The sequence below is a fragment of the Tessaracoccus flavus genome, from assembly GCF_001997295.1.
GTDB lineage: Bacteria > Actinomycetota > Actinomycetes > Propionibacteriales > Propionibacteriaceae > Arachnia > Arachnia flava.
In genome coordinates, this window is the sequence record NZ_CP019605.1 from 1,272,129 (window position 1) to 1,288,625 (window position 16,497).

Genomic DNA, 16,497 nt, shown 5'->3' on the forward strand with positions numbered 1-16,497 from the left:
GTTTCCTGCCGCCGACGGGGGCGTCGTCGGGCGCTTGGTGATGCATTCTCATGTTTCCTCCTTCGGGTCGTTGCGCTTCTTCGCGGACCATGGCCCATGCATGACCTTACGGGAAACCGTTTCACAGGTAATAGGGTCAATTCTTCGAAGGCATGATGCGGAGCGAGGGGGAGCGCGGTGACTGGGTCGGGAGACTCCTGGCGAGAACGGGAGGCGCACCGTCGGAGGGTGGCGGCAGAGGCCAAACTTCTGCAGCGGGAACCTGCGGGTGGCTGGCGGCGACTGGTGCTGGCCGCAGCCGTTGTTGGGTGGCTCCTGAGCCTGGTCTGGCTGAACCTGACGCTGCCCGAGCGGGTCCCGACGCACTGGTCCGGCGGGGGAGTGCCGGACGGGTGGTCGAGCAGGACCAGTGCCGTCGGATTCGCACTGCTCCTGCCGCTTGCGACCGTCGCGCCGATGCTCTGGATCTCGCGGCTCGTCCTTGTCTGGCCGGACGGCATCAACGCGCCGCATAAGGAGTGGTGGCTCGGGCGACCCCGCAGGCTCATCCGCTTCGAACGGTTGCTGCGCGAAGACCTCATGGTGATCGTCGCCCTGACGCTCGGCCTCTTCGTGGCCATCAGCCTGATCATCGGCTACGCCGCGCACGAACCCGGCGGCGTCGTGCCCGCCTGGTGGTTCCCGGTGCTGGTCGTCGCCTACCTCGCGGTGCTCACGGCCGTGACGGTGCGGATCTACACGGGCTCCCGCTACCGCCCCGACGACCATGATCGCGAGCTGGCCTGAAGGCGCTGACGCTACGCCGTAAGGTTGCCGCATGGGTGCAGCAGCGGACGACGCGAATCCGCCAGTCAACCCGCTGATGCGGGCCATCCTCGGCCTCTTCTCCGCCCCCCGGATCAACATGCGTGAGGACTACGAGAAGGTGCGCCGCGCACAACGGGCCCTGTCGTGGGTGCCGAGGGATCCTGACCGGATCCTCGATCGGTCCGTGACGGCTCAGGCCGGGCACAAGATCCCGCTGCGGATCTTCCTGCCCAAGTCCAGCACGGGTGAGGGGGTGTTGCTGTTCTTCCACGGCGGAGGGTGGACCATCGGCGACATCGACACCTACTCCGCCACCTGCCGCACCATGGCCGAGCTCACGGGTCGGGTGGTGTGCTCCGTCGGCTATCGGCTGGCGCCGGAGCATCCCTATCCGGCCGCTCTCGAGGATTGCCTCGAGGTAGCGGAGACGCTGCTGACCGATCCCGCGCTCGCTGGCGCTGCGCGGCCCGAAGACATCACGCTCATCGGGGACTCGGCCGGGGGCAACCTCGTTGCCGCCGTCGCGCTCGCGCTGCGGGGCCGGGGGAGCGCGCTGCCCGGGGCGCAGATCCTGTTCTACCCCGTCACCCAGTGGGACCACGACCCGGCCACCTCGCCGTACCGGTCTGTCGCCCACTACGGCACCGGCCTGCGGCTGACGGCCGTCGAGGTGCAGGACTACGTCGCCATGTACCAGCCCGATCCCGAGCTGCGCCTGTCGCCGCTCATCTCGCCCCTACTCGCCGAGGATCTGTCCGGGCTGCCGCGGGCGCTGGTCGTGACCGCGGAGTACGACCTGCTCCGCGACGAGGGGGAGGCCTTCGGCCACGCCCTCCGCGCGGCCGGCACACCCACCCGCATCGAGCGGATCGACGGCGCTCTGCACGGCTTCATCGGGCTGCCGCGCCTCTCGCGGCACGTCACGACGGCGTATCAGCTCGTCACGGACTTCCTCGACGGCAACCTGGCGGACAGCCGGCCCCCGCCATCTCCGTCAGCGGGGAGACGTGGATGACGAGGGTCTCAGCTCAGCGCCGGCCATGGGTGCGGCTCGACAACGCCGCCAACATCTTCCTCGCCGCCCGCAGCGATGTCGACAGCAAAGTCTTCCGCCTGGCCGCAGAACTCGACGAGCCAATCGACCCGGAGGTGCTGCAGGAAGCGCTGGACCGTGTGTACGCGCAGTACCCCCTCTTCAGCGCGGTGCTGCGGCAGGGCGTGTTCTGGTACTACCTCCAACAGTCGGACCTGCGCCCCAGCGTCGCGGAGGAGACGGGGCCGCCGGTGCAGCACCTCTACCACCATCAGCGCCATGACCTGCTGTTCCGGGTGCTGTACCGAGGCCGACGGATCTCGGTAGAGGTCTTCCATGCCCTGACCGACGGCACGGGCGCACTGTGGTTCTTCGAGGATCTTCTGACCGAGTACGTGGGCCTACGGCACGTCGAGGAGTTCCGCACGGTGCAAGGAGCAACCGAGCTGAAGCAGGATTTCACCGTAGACGCGTTCACGCACTGGTTCCGCTCATCCTCGGCGCCGGTGACCTTCGAGGACGACGCCACTGCCGCTGTCGAGTCCCCGTCCACCGAACTGCCGGCCGAGGTCGACGACGGGCCGCCCACGACGACCCGACGCCGCCACCGGCGTCGCGACGTGCTGCGCGGCACCCATTCCCCAGACCTGCGCACACGGGTGATCGAGCTGTCCATGCCGGTGGGCCCCGTCCTGCGGCTGGCCAAGGCCGAGGGCGTCTCGCTGACGATCTACCTCCTGGCAGTCTTTTTCGACTCGGTGCGACGGACACAGGTACCGGCCCAGTCGCTGCCCCGCACGCTCACGTGCTCGGTCCCGGTGAACCTCCGGCAGTTCTTTCCGACCGCGTCCGGACGCAACTTCTTCGCCACCACGCTGCTCGCGCACACATACACCGGCGACAGCGGCGAGGACTCCATTTCGGGCGTGTGCGCAGACCTCGACCGGCAGTTCCGCCAGGTCCTCACCAAGGAAGGGCTTGCCCGCAAGATCCGTCGCCTCGTGCGCTTCGAGCGCAACCCTGCGTTGCGGATCATCCCGCGGCCGCTCAAGGATGTGATCCTCGCGTCGGTCAACGCCCTGTCCAACCGCGGCATCACGCTGGCCATCTCGAACCTGGGGCGCGTGGTGCTACCCGAGCCGGTGGCGCGGCACACGGGCCGTCTCTACCTCCATGTCGCGGCCGTCCGGCCGCAGTTCGGCGCGGTCAGCCACGGCGACCAGCTCACCATCTCGTTCACGTCCCCGTTCATCGAGACCGACTACCACGCCGCGTTCGTCCGGCACCTGACCAGCGCGGGGATCCCTGTGGAGATCACCGCCAGCCGGGTCACCGCCGACGAACTGGCCGAGGTGGCCGGGCCGACAGACCACGACATGGAGGCGACGGACGCATGAGGCTGTGCGCGTCCTGCGGGGGACAGGTGGCGGGGGAGTGGGCCGAATGCCCGCTGTGCCGAGTGGAACTCGACCCCGTTGAGGCGAGGCTGGCCAGCAGGGAGATCTTCCCGGCGCCCCCGCTTCGCTTCGATCGACGACAGGTCTGGGCGGCCGTGGTGGCGTTGTCTGTGCTGGTCCTCATCGTCTCATTCGCCGCACCGGCGCTGGTTCCGGGCCTCGTCGCTCCCGTGCGCACCGTGTGGCTGTCGGTCGCGGTGGTCTGGCTCGTGGTGATCGCGGCCGTCCAGCGCCGACGTAACGTCGGGAGCCTGGTGGGCTGGCTCGTCCTGCTGCTGTCCGTGGCTGCCGTCGTCTGGAACCAGTACGACGGCCCCGACTTCTGGGCCACGACATGGGTCATCCCAGCCATCTGTACGGCCGCCAACCTCGCCCTCGGCGTCATCGTCTGGATCGTCCGCCTCGACCCGCAGGAGCATCTGGCGAAGGCGCTCCTCGTCGGGCTGATCGGCCTCGTGCCGGGGTTGTTCGTCCTCTTCGGGTGGGTCGCAACACCTCTACCGGCGTTGATCTGCGTGGGGTTCAGCCTGCTGGTGGTGTCACTCATCCTCATCATCCGGCCGCGCCAACTCGGGTCAGCGCTCCGCCGGCGGCTGCACCTCTAGACGAGCGGTTGCCTAGACTTCCTGCATGCACAGTCACTTCGACGATCAGGCCGCCACGTGGGACGAGGACCAGTCCAAGATCGAGCGGGCGCGCACGATCGCCGACGCCATCGTCGAGAGCCTTCGGCTGAACGTTCGGGATGCGACGGGCCCACGTCGTCACCGCCGAGGGCGAGCGGGAGATGACGCCGCTGAAGGGCTCGTGGGAGTACCGGCGGGCGAAGTTCTCCGCCCGGCAGCCCGCGCTCGCGGTCGCCGGGGTCGTCGTCGCGGCCATCCTGCTGCTGGCGGCCCTGTTCCTGGAGGTCACGCAGTCGGTCCAGTGGGTGACGCGAGCCGAATGGTTCGACGCGGTCTCACGCTGGGAGTACACCGCGCCCGTCGACCTCCCCCTGGCCGCCAACGTCGGCATCACCCTGCTCGGCATCCTCGCGGCCGCCTATTGTGCGGTGAACCTGCGCCACCGCTGGCTCTACAGCGACTGAGGACGCCGTCGGGCGCGGTGCCGAAATTATGGAGTGCGCTCACTGCCACTGAGCCCACTGGGGAGGCCTTAGTGGCAGAAATCCCACCCCGAAATCAGTCCACCAGGTCCGCGTCGTGCACCAGGAGCGCCACCTGGGTGCGGTTGGTGCAGCCGAGCTTGGCCAGGATTCGCGTCACGGTGGCCTTCACCGTCGCCACCGACTGGTAGAGCTTCGTGGCGATCTCCGCGTTCGACAGCCCGCGGCCGAGCTCGACCGCCACCTCGAGTTCCCGCTCCGACAAGCCGTCCAGCTCCGCCCGGGCCCGCCGGGTCCGCTCGTCGCCGGGATGCGACGTGGCCGCCGCGATCACCGCCGACACCACCTGTGGCGACAGCGCCCGCTCCCCGTCCGCGGCCCGGCGGATCGCCTCCACCATCTCCGGCGGGGCGGTGTCCTTCAGCAGGAATCCGTGGGCGCCGGCCCGCAGCGCCTCGACGACGAGGTCGTCGGACGAGAAAGTCGTGAGGACGATCACCTTGGGTGGGTCCGGGAGCGCCAGCACCTGCCGGGTGGCGGCGACCCCGTCGACGCGCGGCATGCGGATGTCCATGAGGACGATGTCCGGCCGGTGTGCCTCGACGAGCGGGACCGCGTCGGCCCCGTCGGCGCCCTCCCCGACGATCTCGAAGCCGGACCGGCCGCCGCCCAGCAGCATGCCGAGCCCCGCGCGAACGAGCGCGTCATCGTCGATGATGACCAACCGGATCGTGTGCACGTCGTCAGCCTACGCCGGGGCCCACGCGAGCCAGGCGTCGACGACGAAGTGGCCGTCCACCTCGCCCGCGGTCATGTGGCCCCCCGCCAGGTCGACCCGCTCCTCGAGCCCGACGAGTCCCAGCCCGGCGCCGGGCGACGTGGCGGCGACGAGGCTCAGCGGGTTGCTGATCCTCAGGGACAACCCCATCTCCGGGCCGCCGGCGATGACGATCTCGACGGGCGTGCCGGGCGCGTGCCGGGCGGCGTTGGTGAGCGCCTCCTGCGCGATGCGGTAGGCGTGCCGGCTGACGGTCTGCAGGGGCTCGGCCTCGAGCCGGTCGTCGAGGACGACCTGGTGGCCGGCCTCGCGGTGCCCCTCGACGAGCGCGGGCAGGTCCGCGAGCGTGGGCTGCGGCTTGGCGGGGGCGCCGCCGTCGGTCTGGCGCAGTTGCCCGAGGATCATGCGGAGTTCGGCGAGCGCGTCGTGGGCGCTGGCTCGGATGGTCTCGCCGGCCTGCCGCACCTCGTCGGGCGCGAGGTCGTCGCGGTACGCCAGCGCTCCGGCGTGCAGCGAGATGAGGGTGATCTTGTGTGCGAGGACGTCGTGCATCTCGCGGGCGATGCGGTTGCGCTCCTCGGCCTTGGCGTTCTCGCGCTCCAACCGCTGCTGGCGCTCCGCCAGCTCGAGCCGGGCCTGGATCGCGGCCTCCTCGCGGCGCCGCGACCCGAGGTAGCTGCCGAGCGCGCCCAGGGCGACGACGGAGATCCCGGACAGCACGACGGCGCCGGCGACGTCCGACGGCGTGGGCAGCTCCGACTCCACGACGGTGCCGAGGGTGAAGCAGACTACGTCGAGGAGGCCCACCAGTACCGTCGCCCGCGTCCGGAGGTGGGTGGCCAGACTGAGATACGCCCACCCCGACACCAGCCAGAGCGACGGGAACGGGAGCATCAGCAGGCTGAGCGCCACCGTAAGGGTGACGGGGTGGCGACGGCGCCAGCGCATCGCCACGAGGCCCAGCACCAGCGCGACGGCATTCGCCACGAGCGCCCAGTACCGACCCTCGAGCCCCAGCGGCAGGAGCTGTCCGACGACGGTGAAGAAGGCGATCGGCACGATCCTCGCCGCCTCCGGCAGCCACGCGCGTTTCGTCCGCTCCATCCCGCAAGCCTAGGGCTTGCCGAGGCGTCGGCCACAGCATCCAAAGTCTCTCGTCGGCGCAACTTTGGAGAGCCGGAAGTTGCTACCTCTGCCCCTCGCGCGTACCCGGCCGGCCAGCGTGTGATGAAGCCATGATCACGATCCAGAATCTGACCAAGCGCTACGGCGACGTCCTCGCCGTCGACGACATCTCGTTCACCGTCTCCCCCGGCAACGTCTGCGGCTTCTTGGGCCCCAACGGCGCCGGCAAGTCCACGACGATGCGCTGCCTCGTCGGCCTGGCGGAACCGACCGGCGGCACCGCCCTGGTCCTCGGCCAGCGCTACCACGACCTCACCGCTCCCGCGGCCCAGGTGGGCACCATGCTCGACGCGTCCGCCCTGCACCCCGGCCGCACCGGCCTCGAGATCCTCACCCAGGGCGCCATCGTCCTCGGCCTCCCCCGCACCCGGGTCCGCGAGGTGCTCGACCTCGTCGGCCTCACGGCCAAGGAGGCGAAGCGCCGCGTCGGGAAGTACTCGCTCGGCATGCGCCAGCGGCTGGGCATCGCCCACGCGCTCCTCGGGTCCCCGTCGGTCCTCGTCCTCGACGAGCCGGCCAACGGCCTCGATCCCGCCGGCATCCGCTGGATGCGCGGCCTGCTGCGCGACTTCGCCACCCGGGGCGGCACCGTCCTGCTCAGTTCCCACCTCCTCCACGAGGTCCAGCAGATCGCCGACGAGCTGGTCATGATCGGCCAGGGCCGCATCGTCGCCCACGGCACCCTGGCCGAACTGCTCGCCTCCGGCGACGATCTCGAGGAGATGTTCATCACCCGCACCGCAACCACGTCCCGTGAAGGAGCACTGTCATGACCACCGCACCCCTCGACCGCACCCACACCCAGTTCCGACGGGGCGAGGCCGCGCCCCTGCGCTTCCGCAACGTCCTCGTCGTGGAGTTCCGGAAGTTCCTGGCCACGCGCTCCAACCAGACGTTGGCGCTGCTCACGCTCAGTTCCGCGCTGCTCGTGGCGGGGCTCATCGCCGCCTTCTACGACTCCCTCTTCGAAAGCGCGGCGAACCACTGGCTGGTGAGCGCCTTCCTCATCCGCATGCCGGTGCAGTACCTGTTCGCGCCGCTGATCGTGCTGCTCACCACGTCCGAGTGGGGCACCCGGTCCGTGATGACCACGTTCACCCTGGTCCCGCGACGAGGGTTGGTCATCGCCGCCAAGGCCATAGTCACCGCGGTGGCGACACTGCTGGTCTGGGGCCTGGCCTCCGCACTCGGTATCGCGTCCACCTACCTGGGTCGCGATGTGGCTGGTATGAACACTGCCGGCATGTGGATTCCGGCGAAGGACGTCCTCCTGGACCTGTTGGCGTTCTGCCTCTTCATGGCCAGCGCCTTCGGCATCGGGCTGCTCGTGCAGAACAGCGCCGCCGCCATCGCGATCGTCCTCGTCGGACCGATGGCGATCCAGATCCTGCGCCAGTTCAGCGAGTGGATGAGCGAGACCTTCGCGTGGGTCGACATGAACGGTGTCGCGCAGCAGATGCAGATGGGCGGCGACCCGGGCATGTGGCCGCAGCTGCTCGTCGCCTCCGTCTTCTGGGTGGTCCTTCCCTTGGTGGGCGGCGTCTGGTGGACCTTCCGCCGCGAGGCCGCCTGAGGTCCGGCCGGGGCCGGGGTCAGGGGGCGAGCTCGAACAGGTCGCCCGGCTGGCAGCCCAGGGCGTCGCAGAGGGCGATCAGGGTGGTGAACCTGATCGCCCTCGCTCGGTCGTTCTTCAGGACCGAGAGGTTGACCAGCGAGATCCCCACCCTCTCCGCGAGTTCGGTGAGGGTGAGGCCGCGTTCGGCGGCCAGCTCACCATCTCGTTCACGTCCCCGTTCATCGAGACCGACTACCACGCCGCGTTCGTCCGGCACCTGACCAGCGCGGGGATCCCTGTGGAGATCACCGCCAGCCGGGTCACCGCCGACGAACTGGCCGAGGTGGCCGGGCCGACAGACCACGACATGGAGGCGACGGACGCATGAGGCTGTGCGCGTCCTGCGGGGGACAGGTGGCGGGGGAGTGGGCCGAATGCCCGCTGTGCCGTGTGGAACTCGACCACGTTGAGGCGAGGCTGGCCAGCAGGGAGATCTTCCCGGCGCCCCCGCTTCGCTTCGATCGACGACAGGTCTGGGCGGCCGTGGTGGCGTTGTCTGTGCTGGTCCTCATCTTTTCATTCGCCGCACCGGCGCTGGTTCCGGGCCTCGTCGCTCCCGTGCGCACCGTGTGGCTGTCGGTCGCGGTGGTCTGGCTCGTGGTGATCGCGGCCGTCCAGCGCCGACGTAACGTCGGGAGCCTGGTGGGCTGGCTCGTCCTGCTGCTGTCCGTCGCTGCCGTCGTCTGGAACCAGTACGACGGCCCCGACTTCTGGGCCACGACATGGGTCGTCCCAGCCATCTGTACGGCCGCCAACCTCGCCCTCGGCGTCATCGTCTGGATCGTCCGCCTCGACCCGCAGGAGCATCTGGCGAAGGCGCTCCTCGTCGGGCTGATCGGCCTCGTGCCGGGGTTGTTCGTCCTCTTCGGGTGGGTCGCAACACCTCTACCGGCGTTGATCTGCGTGGGGTTCAGCCTGCTGGTGGTGTCACTCATCCTCATCATCCGGCCGCGCCAACTCGGGTCGGCGCTCCGCCGGCGGCTGCACCTCTAGACGAGCGGTTGCCTAGACTTCCTGCATGCACAATCACTTCGACGATCAGGCCGCCACGTGGGACGAGGACCAGTCCAAGATCGAGCGGGCGCGCACGATCGCCGACGCCATCGTCGAGAGCCTTCGGCTGAACGGCGATGAGCGGGTCCTGGAGTACGGCGCCGGCACGGGTCTCGTCGCGCAGGCGCTCGGGGAGGGGGTCGGCGCGCTGACGCTGGCGGACTCATCGGCCGGCATGCGGGCGGCGATGACGACGAAGGTCGAGCGAGGGACGCTTCCAGCGGCCACTCGGGTGTGGGACCTGGACCTGTCGACCGACGAGGTGCCGGCGGGGGAGGCTTTCGATCTCATCGCGAGCAGCCTCGTGCTGCACCACATCGGCGAGCTGGATCGCGTCCTGGAGGGGTTCTGGAGCCTGTTGCGCTCTGGCGGCAGCGTCGCCATCGCGGACCTCGATCGTGAGGACGGCTCGTTCCACGAACACCTGCACGACTTCGACGGCCACAACGGATTCGATCGCGACGACCTCCGCAGTCGGCTGGAAGCGGCCGGATTCGTCGACGTGAGGTTCGACGACTGCGGGGAAGTCCACAAAGCCGGGCGTTCATTCGGCCTCTTCCTGGCAACCGCGCGTCGTCCCTGACTGGGAGAGATGCACGCGCGGACACGGTTCACGACCTAGACGCGGGGGTCGGTTTTCCCTCACTAACGGCGTCGGACGAGCGAGGGGTCAGGCGGTGACCTCAAGCGACGTCGTCAGGTCGCAGACAGAGCTGCCCCCGGCGAACAGGTCGATGACCGTGGGGTCCTGCACCCAGGTGCGGGTCGCGGCGCTCCAGTAGCGCAGCTGGTCCGGACCGAGCTCGAACTCGACGTCCACCGACGCACCCGCCGGCACGTGCACCCGACGGAAGGCCCTGAGCTCGCGAACCGGCCGGGTAGAGGTGCCGTAGCGCTGGTGGATGTAGAGCTGCGCCACCTCGTCCGAGTCCACCTCAGAGGTGTTGGTGAGCGTCACCGCGACCGTGCCCGTCTCCCCGACGGCGACACTCGACGGCGCCCGCAGGTCCGAGTACTCCACCGTCGCGTAGGTGAGGCCGTGACCGAACGGGTAGAGCGGGGTGCTCTCCTCGTCCCAGTAGCGCTTGTCCGCCTCCTCGGGCTGGAACGTGCGGTAGTGCGAGTGCACCATCGGCACCTGGCCCACATGCCGCGGCCAGGTGAAGGGCAACCGGCCGGCGGGGGAGACGTCGCCGAACAGCACCCGGGCGACGGCGTCTCCGCCCCGCACCCCCGGATACCAGATCTGGACTATGGCGTCGGCGTTCGCGTCGGCCCAGCGCAGGTCCAGCGGGCGGCCCGACATCACGAGCACCACCATCGGGGTGCCCGTGGCGTGGACCCGCTGCAGCAGCTCGAGCTGGCGGCCCGGGAGGTCGAGCGTGGAGACGCGGCGATCTTCACCGCGATCGTCATGGTCACGATGTTCTATCTCGGCCCCTGGGCGTGGCAGTGCCTCGCGATCGGCATACTATCTTCATGCCCCAGTCGTACGACCGTCAAAATGTCACCGAACGTTACAGCTGAGGAGGCGTCGGATGAGCGCAGAAAAATGGGTTGTGTGCGTTGTATCGTTGATGGTGTCGGCTTTTGCGCTGTCGGCTTGTACGAATCAAGCTGACCGAGCGAGCTTGCCTGCAAGTGAGGATCATACATCGGCCGGCTCTGAACGCGGCGGCCGAGTGAGTCCAGAACCATCTGCTTCCTCTACGGTCCAGATGGTTGCGGAGGAAGTATGGTACGAGACCCTAGAGCAGATGGCAGCTAATAGCGTCGCGGTGGTGACTTTCGAATTGCTGGAGACGGAGTATGGTCTTGTTTATCCGGACTGGTCCTCTGACGATCCGATGATCAACCCCTACGCGGGGACTGACTTCACTCCGAGTCGGGAAGAGACCGCCGGACGACCGGGAACCTTCCATCATGTTCGAGTGGTTTCGGTAGCCGCGGGCGACCTCAGCCCAGGAGATGAGATTGTGATCTTGGAAGCGGGCGGCGAGGTTGATGGCGTTATGTACGAAGCGGTGGGTCGACCGGAATTGACAGAGGTCGAACTCCTGTTCCTCGACGCGACTTCTGAGGATCGATACGTGATCCTGGGGTCACAGGCACGGTTCGCGTCCGATGGTGAAGGTGGTTACCGTTCTCTAGTGTCTCCCGAGCTGCAAATTACGCCCGATGATCTTGATGAGCTCGCGGAGCTGATCCATTCTTAGCGACTATTCCACCCGGGGGCTGCCGTCGCGTAGAACGTTGCGTCTCGTCCTCCCGCACTCCATGTGCTGAAACTGACCCGATGGTCTGACAAGTTCGCCGGTAACACCGACAGACTCTGCAGGACCGGGCTGGGGGAGTGACAGGCGACACGCCGTGCTGCTGAAACGAAATGCCATCGAGCCGTCACGGATGCCACGACCGTGTCACCGATTGCCACGAGTGATGTCAAAATGCCATTTGATCTGGCACTTCACAGGGGGAGCTCTCGCGCGGCCCTTGATCGAGACAAAGTGACATAATGCAGCTTATCGGACTAGCGTAAGAGGTCTGCCTGGCGCCTAGCTCACCGCCGCTCGTGACTCCACCTGCGCAGTGCGTCAGCGATCTCACGTAGGTCGGCCTGTCCCGACGCGACGGCGATGACGAGGTCGTACGCGTCGTCGTCGGGCGCATCCACCTCAAGCCCGTTGATGTCCAGGAACACGATCGCCGCCAGCCACCCGAGACGTTTGTTCCCGTCGATCAGGGCGTAGTTGCGGACAAGCGACTCCATGATGGCCGCTGCCTTAACACTGATGTCAGGATAAGCATCGGTGCCCCAGAGGCTCGACGTCGGCCGATGCGCCGCTGATTCCAGCAATCCGACATCGCGGACCGGGCCCACTCCCAAATCGTCGATCAGGAGCAACAGATCCTCGAGTGTCAGATATTCAGTCACTGGCCGAGGCGATCCAGAAGGTCTGCGTACCGCGCCCGCGCTCTAGCGGATGCCCCGGTCATCCTGGCCTCGTGGCCACGCCGCTCGGCAGCCTCGTGAATGGCGCGCACGGTCGCCTCCTGACGGCTCACCCCTTGGGCTTCGGCCAAGGCCGCCAAGGCTCGCTCATCCTCTTCTGACAGTCGCAAGGTCATTGCCATGGCTCTATGGTATCACTGTGGTATCAACACGGCTCATCGGACGTCGACGAGTGGCCCGCGGACCCGATTAAGCTAGGCGTGTGCCAGACAGCGACGCTCCGGAGATCACCCACCAGTCCGCTGAGCACTGGTTCATCTGCGATGACTATGAACTGCGCATCCTGGAATTCGACGGCCCGGGCGGCACGGTGCCGACATTTGTGCTGGTGCATGGCATCGGAGTCAGTTCGCTCTACATGGCTCCGCTCGCGGAGAAGCTCGCCGCACACGGCCGCGTCCTGCTCATGGATCTGCCGGGCTTCGGGGGCGTTCCGCAGCCCGAGGACGACCTCGACGTCGAGGGCTTCGCCCGGGTGATCCGATCCGGCCTCGAGGCGCTGAAGGCGTCTCGAGTGGTGATGATCGGTCATTCGATGGGTGCCCAGTTCGTCGTCGAGTTGGCGCTCCTGGCACCCGAGTTCGGTGGACGCGTTGTCCTGGTGGCCCCCGTCGTGCCTCCGGGCAGCCGGGACACGCGGACCGTTCTCGCCGACTTCATCCGGTCCAGCTTCTCTGAGCGCCTCCCTGCGGCGATGCTGTCAGTGCAGGGGTACCTCCAAACGGCACCGTCGTGGGTCGCCGCCGTCTTCCCGGCGATGCTCGAGTACAGAATCGAACGTAGGATCGAGGGGCTCAAGGGTCGCCTCGCAATCCTCCGGGGCGACGAGGACGTCCTCTGCACCGACGAATGGGTCGATGAGCTCGCACGGGCTGCCCGCGGCTGCGAGGTGACGACGACGTTGGTCGAGGGAGCGTCCCACCAGGTGGTGGTGGACCATGCCGACTGGGTCGTGGCGGCCGCACTCGATGTGTGTGAGACGGCATGAGAAGGCTCGCGACGATTGCGGCGGACTGGCTCAACGTGGCCGTTCGGTGGCCACGCTCGATCCTGGACCGGACTCCCCCGGACGCCTACGACAACGGCGACCGAGTCCCCGTCATCGTGCTACCGGGGATCTGGGAGCCGTGGCGGTTCATGCTCCCCCTCGCGAAGGTCCTCCACGCTGAGGGTCACCCCATCTATCCGGTCCCAGGTCTGCGGCTGAACGGGGCCCCGCTCGATGCGTCGGCCGAGAAGGTCGCCGAGGCACTCTCCGAGCACGACGCCCCCCGTGTCGTGCTGGTTGCCCACAGCAAGGGTGGGCTCGTCGGCAAGCAGCTCATGTTGCACCCGAAGGTCGGCCACCGGGTCGCCGGTCTGGTCGCCCTGTGCAGCCCGTTCGGCGGCTCAACGCTCTCGTTACCGGTCCTCGCGCGCACGCCGCTCGGACTTTTCTCCCCCGCCAACTCGGCGCTGACCGCACTGGCGGCCGAGCAGGCTGTCAACGCCAAGATTGTCTCGATCGGCTCGTCCTACGACGAGATGGTTCCGAACGGAACCCATCTGGAAGGTGCCCACAACATCACCCTAGAGATGGCTGGCCACTTTCGCCCCCTCGTCTCCCCCTCGGCCCAGCAGCTCGTGCTGCAGGAGGTCAGACGCTTCGACACCTCGCCTGATCCCGGGCACTAGTTGGGACTGCGCGCACACGCATGGGCTCTGAATCGTATGCTCGGGTGATGCTTGAGGTTCTCGCACCCTGCCCTGGCCATGTCATCGCGATGAGCGAGGTCGACGATCCTGTCTTCAGCGTCGGGGCGGTCGGCCCGGGCGTTGGAATCGAGCCGAGGCCGGGACAGACGGCGGTGGTCTCCCCCGTCGACGGAGTGCTGATCAAGCTGAGCCCACACGCCTTCATCGTCCTCGTCGACGACGAGATCGGCGTGCTCGTCCACATCGGTATCAACACGGTCCGCCTCGACGGCGAGGGATTCGAGCTCCTGGCTGCCGAGGGCGATCGCGTGGAGGCCGGCACTCCGGTCGTCTCCTGGGATCCCGGGTCGATCACCGACCCGGACATGCGCGACACCGTCATCGTCGCGGTCATGGATCAGGAACCCGACTCGCTGAGGATCGACGAGGTGAACCACGACGTCGACGCCGGAAGGGTGCTCTTCCGTCTCGTCTGACGCGCGATCACCAGCAGCAGTAGCCGCCGTCGACGAGCAGGTCCGCTCCGGTGATGTAGCTGGCGGCGGGGCTGAGCAGGAATGTCACCGGGCCTGCGATCTCGCCGGGTTCGGCAAGGCGCCCCAGCGGCGTCGTGTCCGCGAACTCCGCCACGAGGTCGGCCACCTCAGGGCGCTCGTTCATCGGCGTTCGGGTGTAGCCCGGGCTGACGGAGTTCACCCTGATCCCCACTGGAGCCCACTCGACCGCCAGCGACTTCGTCAGGTGGATGACAGCGGCCTTGCCAGAGTTGTACTGCGCCTGGGTCAGATTCCGGTTGGCGATGGAGCCGGAGATGGATGCGATGTTGACGATCGCTCCCCCACCGTTGGCGATCATGGCCCGCCCCTCGGCCTGGCAGGACCAGAACAGGCCGTCCACGTTGGTCTCGTACACCGATCGCCACTGGTCCGGCGTGATGTCAAGAGCTGGTGTGCCCGCTCCGATGCCAGCGTTGTTGACGGCCAAGGCGAGGGGCCCGAGCTCGCGTTCCACGAGGTCGACGGCGGGCTGCGCCGCGTGCGGGTCGCGCACGTCCCACTCGACCGGGATCGCGATTCCTCCCTCGTCGGAGATCAGCCGCAGGGTCTCGTCGAGCGAACTCCTGGAGCGTGCCGTACACGCGACCAGCGCACCCGCATCGGCCAGCGCACGGGCGATGGCCTGACCGATCCCCTTGGACGCACCGGTGACTAGGGCGACCTTCCCCTCGAGCGAGAACGACACCTTGTCAGCCACAGCACGCCTTTCGTTGATTCACTGACGACAATAGAGCCCCGCGCCGCTCACTGCGGCGCGGGGCTCGAGGTTGTAGCGAGAGCTGATCAGTAGTTGATCATGTGGCCCGCGATGCCCTCGGCGGCCTCCTTGAGCGCCTCGGACAGGGTCGGGTGCGCGTGGATGTTGCGGCCGATCTCCTCGGCGGTCAGGTCGTAGGCCTGGGCGAGCGTCAGCTCGGGCAGGAGTTCGGTGACGTCGGGACCGATCATGTGCGCGCCGAGGATCTCGTTGTAGCGGGCGTCGGCGACGATCTTGACGAAGCCCGAGCCGTCGCCCAGGCCCCAGGCCTTGCCGTTGGCGGCGAACGGGAACTTGCTGACCTTGACGTCGTACCCCTTGTCCTTCGCCTGCTGCTCCGTGTAGCCGAAAGAGGCCACCTGCGGCTGGCAGTAGGTGGCGCGCGGGATCATGTCGTAGTTGATGGGCTGGGTTTCCGCGCCGCCGATCGTCTCGGCCGCGACGACGCCCTGGGCCTCGGCGGTGTGCGCGAGCATGAGCTTGCCCGTGCAGTCTCCGATAGCGAAGATGTGCTCGACGTTGGTCCGCATGAAGTCGTCGATCGCGATGGCCTTGCGTTCGGTGACTTCCACGCCGGTGTTCTCGAGGCCGAACCCGTCGATGCGCGGCGCGAAGCCGATGGCGGACAGGAAGCGGTCGGCTTCGAGGACCTTCTGCTCCCCACCGTCGGCAGGGCTTACAGTCACCTTCACCCCGGAGCCGGTGTCCTCGATCGACTCGACCTTCGTCGAGGTGAGCACCTTGATCCCGAGCTTCTTGTAGGCCTTGGCCAGTTCCGCAGAGATCTCCGCGTCCTCGGTGGGAACCATGCGGTCGAGGTACTCGACGATCGTGACGTCCGTGCCGAACTGGCTCATCACGAAGGCGAACTCGGTGCCGATGGCGCCGGAGCCGCCGACGATGACCGATCCCGGGACCTCGTCGGCGAGGATCTGCTCCTCGTACGTGACGACGTTGGCCGAGCGCTCAGTGCCGGGAAGCATGCGGGTGGTGGCGCCCACCGCGATGATGGCGTTCTTAAAGGTCACCTTCTCCTTCTCGCCGCCATTCAGTTCGACCTCGATCGTGTGGGCGTCGAGGAAGGTGCCCCAGCCGTCGATCTCGGTGATCTTGTTCTTCTTCATGAGGTAATGGATGCCCTTGGTCATCCGGTCCGAGACCTGGCGGCTGCGCTTGTACGCCTTGGCGTAGTTGAAGCTGACCTCCCCCTCGATCCCGAACGTGTCGGCCTCGTGGTTGAAGATGTGGGCCAGTTCGGCGTTGCGCAGCAGCGACTTCGTCGGGATGCAGCCGATGTTGAGGCAGACTCCACCCCAGTACCGCTTCTCGATCACGGCCACCTTGAGGCCTAGCTGCGAGGCGCGGATGGCGGCCACATAGCCGCCGGGGCCAGCGCCGAGGACAACGACGTCATATTCAGAGCTCATGGCACCACCTTA

Annotated in this window: 20 protein-coding genes; 13 read left to right on the plus strand and 7 right to left on the minus strand. The window is 67.7% G+C overall.

The annotated features are described in order from the left end of the window. Positions 1–177: 177 nt before the first annotated feature. The 5 genes from RPIT_RS05800 to RPIT_RS05820 all read left to right on the plus strand — a co-directional run bounded on the left by RPIT_RS05800 (position 178) and on the right by RPIT_RS05820 (position 4,387). Positions 178–786 (plus strand): DUF1648 domain-containing protein, encoded by a 609-nt coding sequence (locus tag RPIT_RS05800; RefSeq protein ID WP_077341507.1) that lies wholly within the window; start codon positions 178–180, stop codon positions 784–786. A 31-nt stretch (positions 787–817) separates the two neighbouring features. Next, the gene (locus RPIT_RS05805; protein WP_077341509.1) at positions 818–1,822 is read left to right on the plus strand and encodes an alpha/beta hydrolase; all 1,005 of its coding nucleotides are present in this window, start codon (positions 818–820) and stop codon (positions 1,820–1,822) included. Beyond that, positions 1,819–3,237: a hypothetical protein gene (locus RPIT_RS05810; RefSeq protein WP_077341511.1), complete on the plus strand. Its 1,419-nt coding sequence runs from the start codon at positions 1,819–1,821 to the stop codon at positions 3,235–3,237. Before RPIT_RS05805 ends, RPIT_RS05810 begins: the two co-directional genes overlap by 4 nt. Next, positions 3,234–3,902 carry a DUF6320 domain-containing protein gene (locus tag RPIT_RS05815; RefSeq protein ID WP_143028208.1) on the plus strand — a complete coding sequence of 223 codons (669 nt, stop codon included), beginning with the start codon at positions 3,234–3,236 and terminating at the stop codon, positions 3,900–3,902. The genes RPIT_RS05810 and RPIT_RS05815 overlap by 4 nt, the downstream gene beginning before the upstream one ends. Positions 3,903–4,042: 140 nt before the next feature. After that, entirely contained in the window at positions 4,043–4,387 is a 345-nt protein-coding gene (locus RPIT_RS05820) for a hypothetical protein (RefSeq protein ID WP_077341515.1), read from the plus strand. Positions 4,388–4,481: 94 nt separating this feature from the next. On the opposite strand, the gene RPIT_RS05825 is transcribed toward RPIT_RS05820, so the two are convergent. After that, positions 4,482–5,144 (minus strand): response regulator, encoded by a 663-nt coding sequence (locus tag RPIT_RS05825; protein WP_226996351.1) that lies wholly within the window; start codon positions 5,142–5,144, stop codon positions 4,482–4,484. Positions 5,145–5,153: 9 nt separating this feature from the next. Further along, positions 5,154–6,287, minus strand: coding sequence for a sensor histidine kinase (locus RPIT_RS05830; protein WP_077341517.1), 1,134 nt, complete (start codon positions 6,285–6,287; stop codon positions 5,154–5,156). Between the two features lie 131 nt (positions 6,288–6,418). Here RPIT_RS05830 and RPIT_RS05835 point away from each other — a divergent pair, with 131 nt between their 5' ends. Further along, positions 6,419–7,141 carry an ABC transporter ATP-binding protein gene (locus tag RPIT_RS05835; protein WP_077341519.1) on the plus strand — a complete coding sequence of 241 codons (723 nt, stop codon included), beginning with the start codon at positions 6,419–6,421 and terminating at the stop codon, positions 7,139–7,141. Continuing rightward, positions 7,138–7,941, plus strand: a complete 804-nt coding sequence (locus RPIT_RS05840; RefSeq protein WP_077341521.1) for a hypothetical protein — start codon at positions 7,138–7,140, stop codon at positions 7,939–7,941. The genes RPIT_RS05835 and RPIT_RS05840 overlap by 4 nt, the downstream gene beginning before the upstream one ends. A gap of 19 nt (positions 7,942–7,960) precedes the next feature. Here the strand turns inward: RPIT_RS05840 and RPIT_RS16010 are convergent, their stop codons facing one another. Next, positions 7,961–8,287, minus strand: coding sequence for a helix-turn-helix domain-containing protein (locus RPIT_RS16010; RefSeq protein ID WP_418361372.1), 327 nt, complete (start codon positions 8,285–8,287; stop codon positions 7,961–7,963). 20 nt (positions 8,288–8,307) lie between these two features. On the opposite strand from RPIT_RS16010, the gene RPIT_RS05850 reads away from it, so the two are divergent. Then, on the plus strand, positions 8,308–8,976 hold the full coding sequence (locus RPIT_RS05850) for a DUF6320 domain-containing protein (RefSeq protein ID WP_143028209.1): 669 nt from the start codon (positions 8,308–8,310) through the stop codon (positions 8,974–8,976). Positions 8,977–9,001: 25 nt separating this feature from the next. Then, a complete protein-coding gene (locus tag RPIT_RS05855; protein ID WP_077341527.1) occupies positions 9,002–9,619 on the plus strand; it encodes a class I SAM-dependent DNA methyltransferase in 618 nt (205 codons plus the stop codon). Between the two features lie 87 nt (positions 9,620–9,706). Here the strand turns inward: RPIT_RS05855 and RPIT_RS05860 are convergent, their stop codons facing one another. Then, positions 9,707–10,489: a glycoside hydrolase family 3 C-terminal domain-containing protein gene (locus RPIT_RS05860; protein ID WP_077341529.1), complete on the minus strand. Its 783-nt coding sequence runs from the start codon at positions 10,487–10,489 to the stop codon at positions 9,707–9,709. A gap of 85 nt (positions 10,490–10,574) precedes the next feature. Between RPIT_RS05860 and RPIT_RS05865 the strand changes: the two genes are divergently transcribed. After that, positions 10,575–11,252: a hypothetical protein gene (locus RPIT_RS05865; protein WP_143028210.1), complete on the plus strand. Its 678-nt coding sequence runs from the start codon at positions 10,575–10,577 to the stop codon at positions 11,250–11,252. A gap of 344 nt (positions 11,253–11,596) precedes the next feature. Here the strand turns inward: RPIT_RS05865 and RPIT_RS05870 are convergent, their stop codons facing one another. Next, the gene (locus RPIT_RS05870) at positions 11,597–11,971 is read right to left on the minus strand and encodes a type II toxin-antitoxin system death-on-curing family toxin (RefSeq protein ID WP_077341533.1); all 375 of its coding nucleotides are present in this window, start codon (positions 11,969–11,971) and stop codon (positions 11,597–11,599) included. 280 nt (positions 11,972–12,251) lie between these two features. On the opposite strand from RPIT_RS05870, the gene RPIT_RS05880 reads away from it, so the two are divergent. The 3 genes from RPIT_RS05880 to RPIT_RS05890 are packed head-to-tail and all read left to right on the plus strand — an operon-like array spanning position 12,252 to position 14,220. Beyond that, positions 12,252–13,037, plus strand: a complete 786-nt coding sequence (locus RPIT_RS05880) for an alpha/beta fold hydrolase (protein ID WP_077341537.1) — start codon at positions 12,252–12,254, stop codon at positions 13,035–13,037. Continuing rightward, on the plus strand, positions 13,034–13,723 hold the full coding sequence (locus RPIT_RS05885) for a lipase family alpha/beta hydrolase (protein WP_077341539.1): 690 nt from the start codon (positions 13,034–13,036) through the stop codon (positions 13,721–13,723). The genes RPIT_RS05880 and RPIT_RS05885 overlap by 4 nt, the downstream gene beginning before the upstream one ends. Positions 13,724–13,770: 47 nt before the next feature. Next, complete coding sequence (locus RPIT_RS05890; protein WP_077341541.1) at positions 13,771–14,220, plus strand: PTS sugar transporter subunit IIA; 450 nt, start codon at positions 13,771–13,773, stop codon at positions 14,218–14,220. 7 nt (positions 14,221–14,227) lie between these two features. On the opposite strand, the gene RPIT_RS05895 is transcribed toward RPIT_RS05890, so the two are convergent. Next, the gene (locus RPIT_RS05895) at positions 14,228–14,998 is read right to left on the minus strand and encodes a glucose 1-dehydrogenase (RefSeq protein ID WP_093664820.1); all 771 of its coding nucleotides are present in this window, start codon (positions 14,996–14,998) and stop codon (positions 14,228–14,230) included. Between the two features lie 86 nt (positions 14,999–15,084). After that, positions 15,085–16,485: a dihydrolipoyl dehydrogenase gene (lpdA, locus tag RPIT_RS05900; RefSeq protein WP_077341543.1), complete on the minus strand. Its 1,401-nt coding sequence runs from the start codon at positions 16,483–16,485 to the stop codon at positions 15,085–15,087. Between the last annotated feature and the right edge of the window lie 12 nt (positions 16,486–16,497).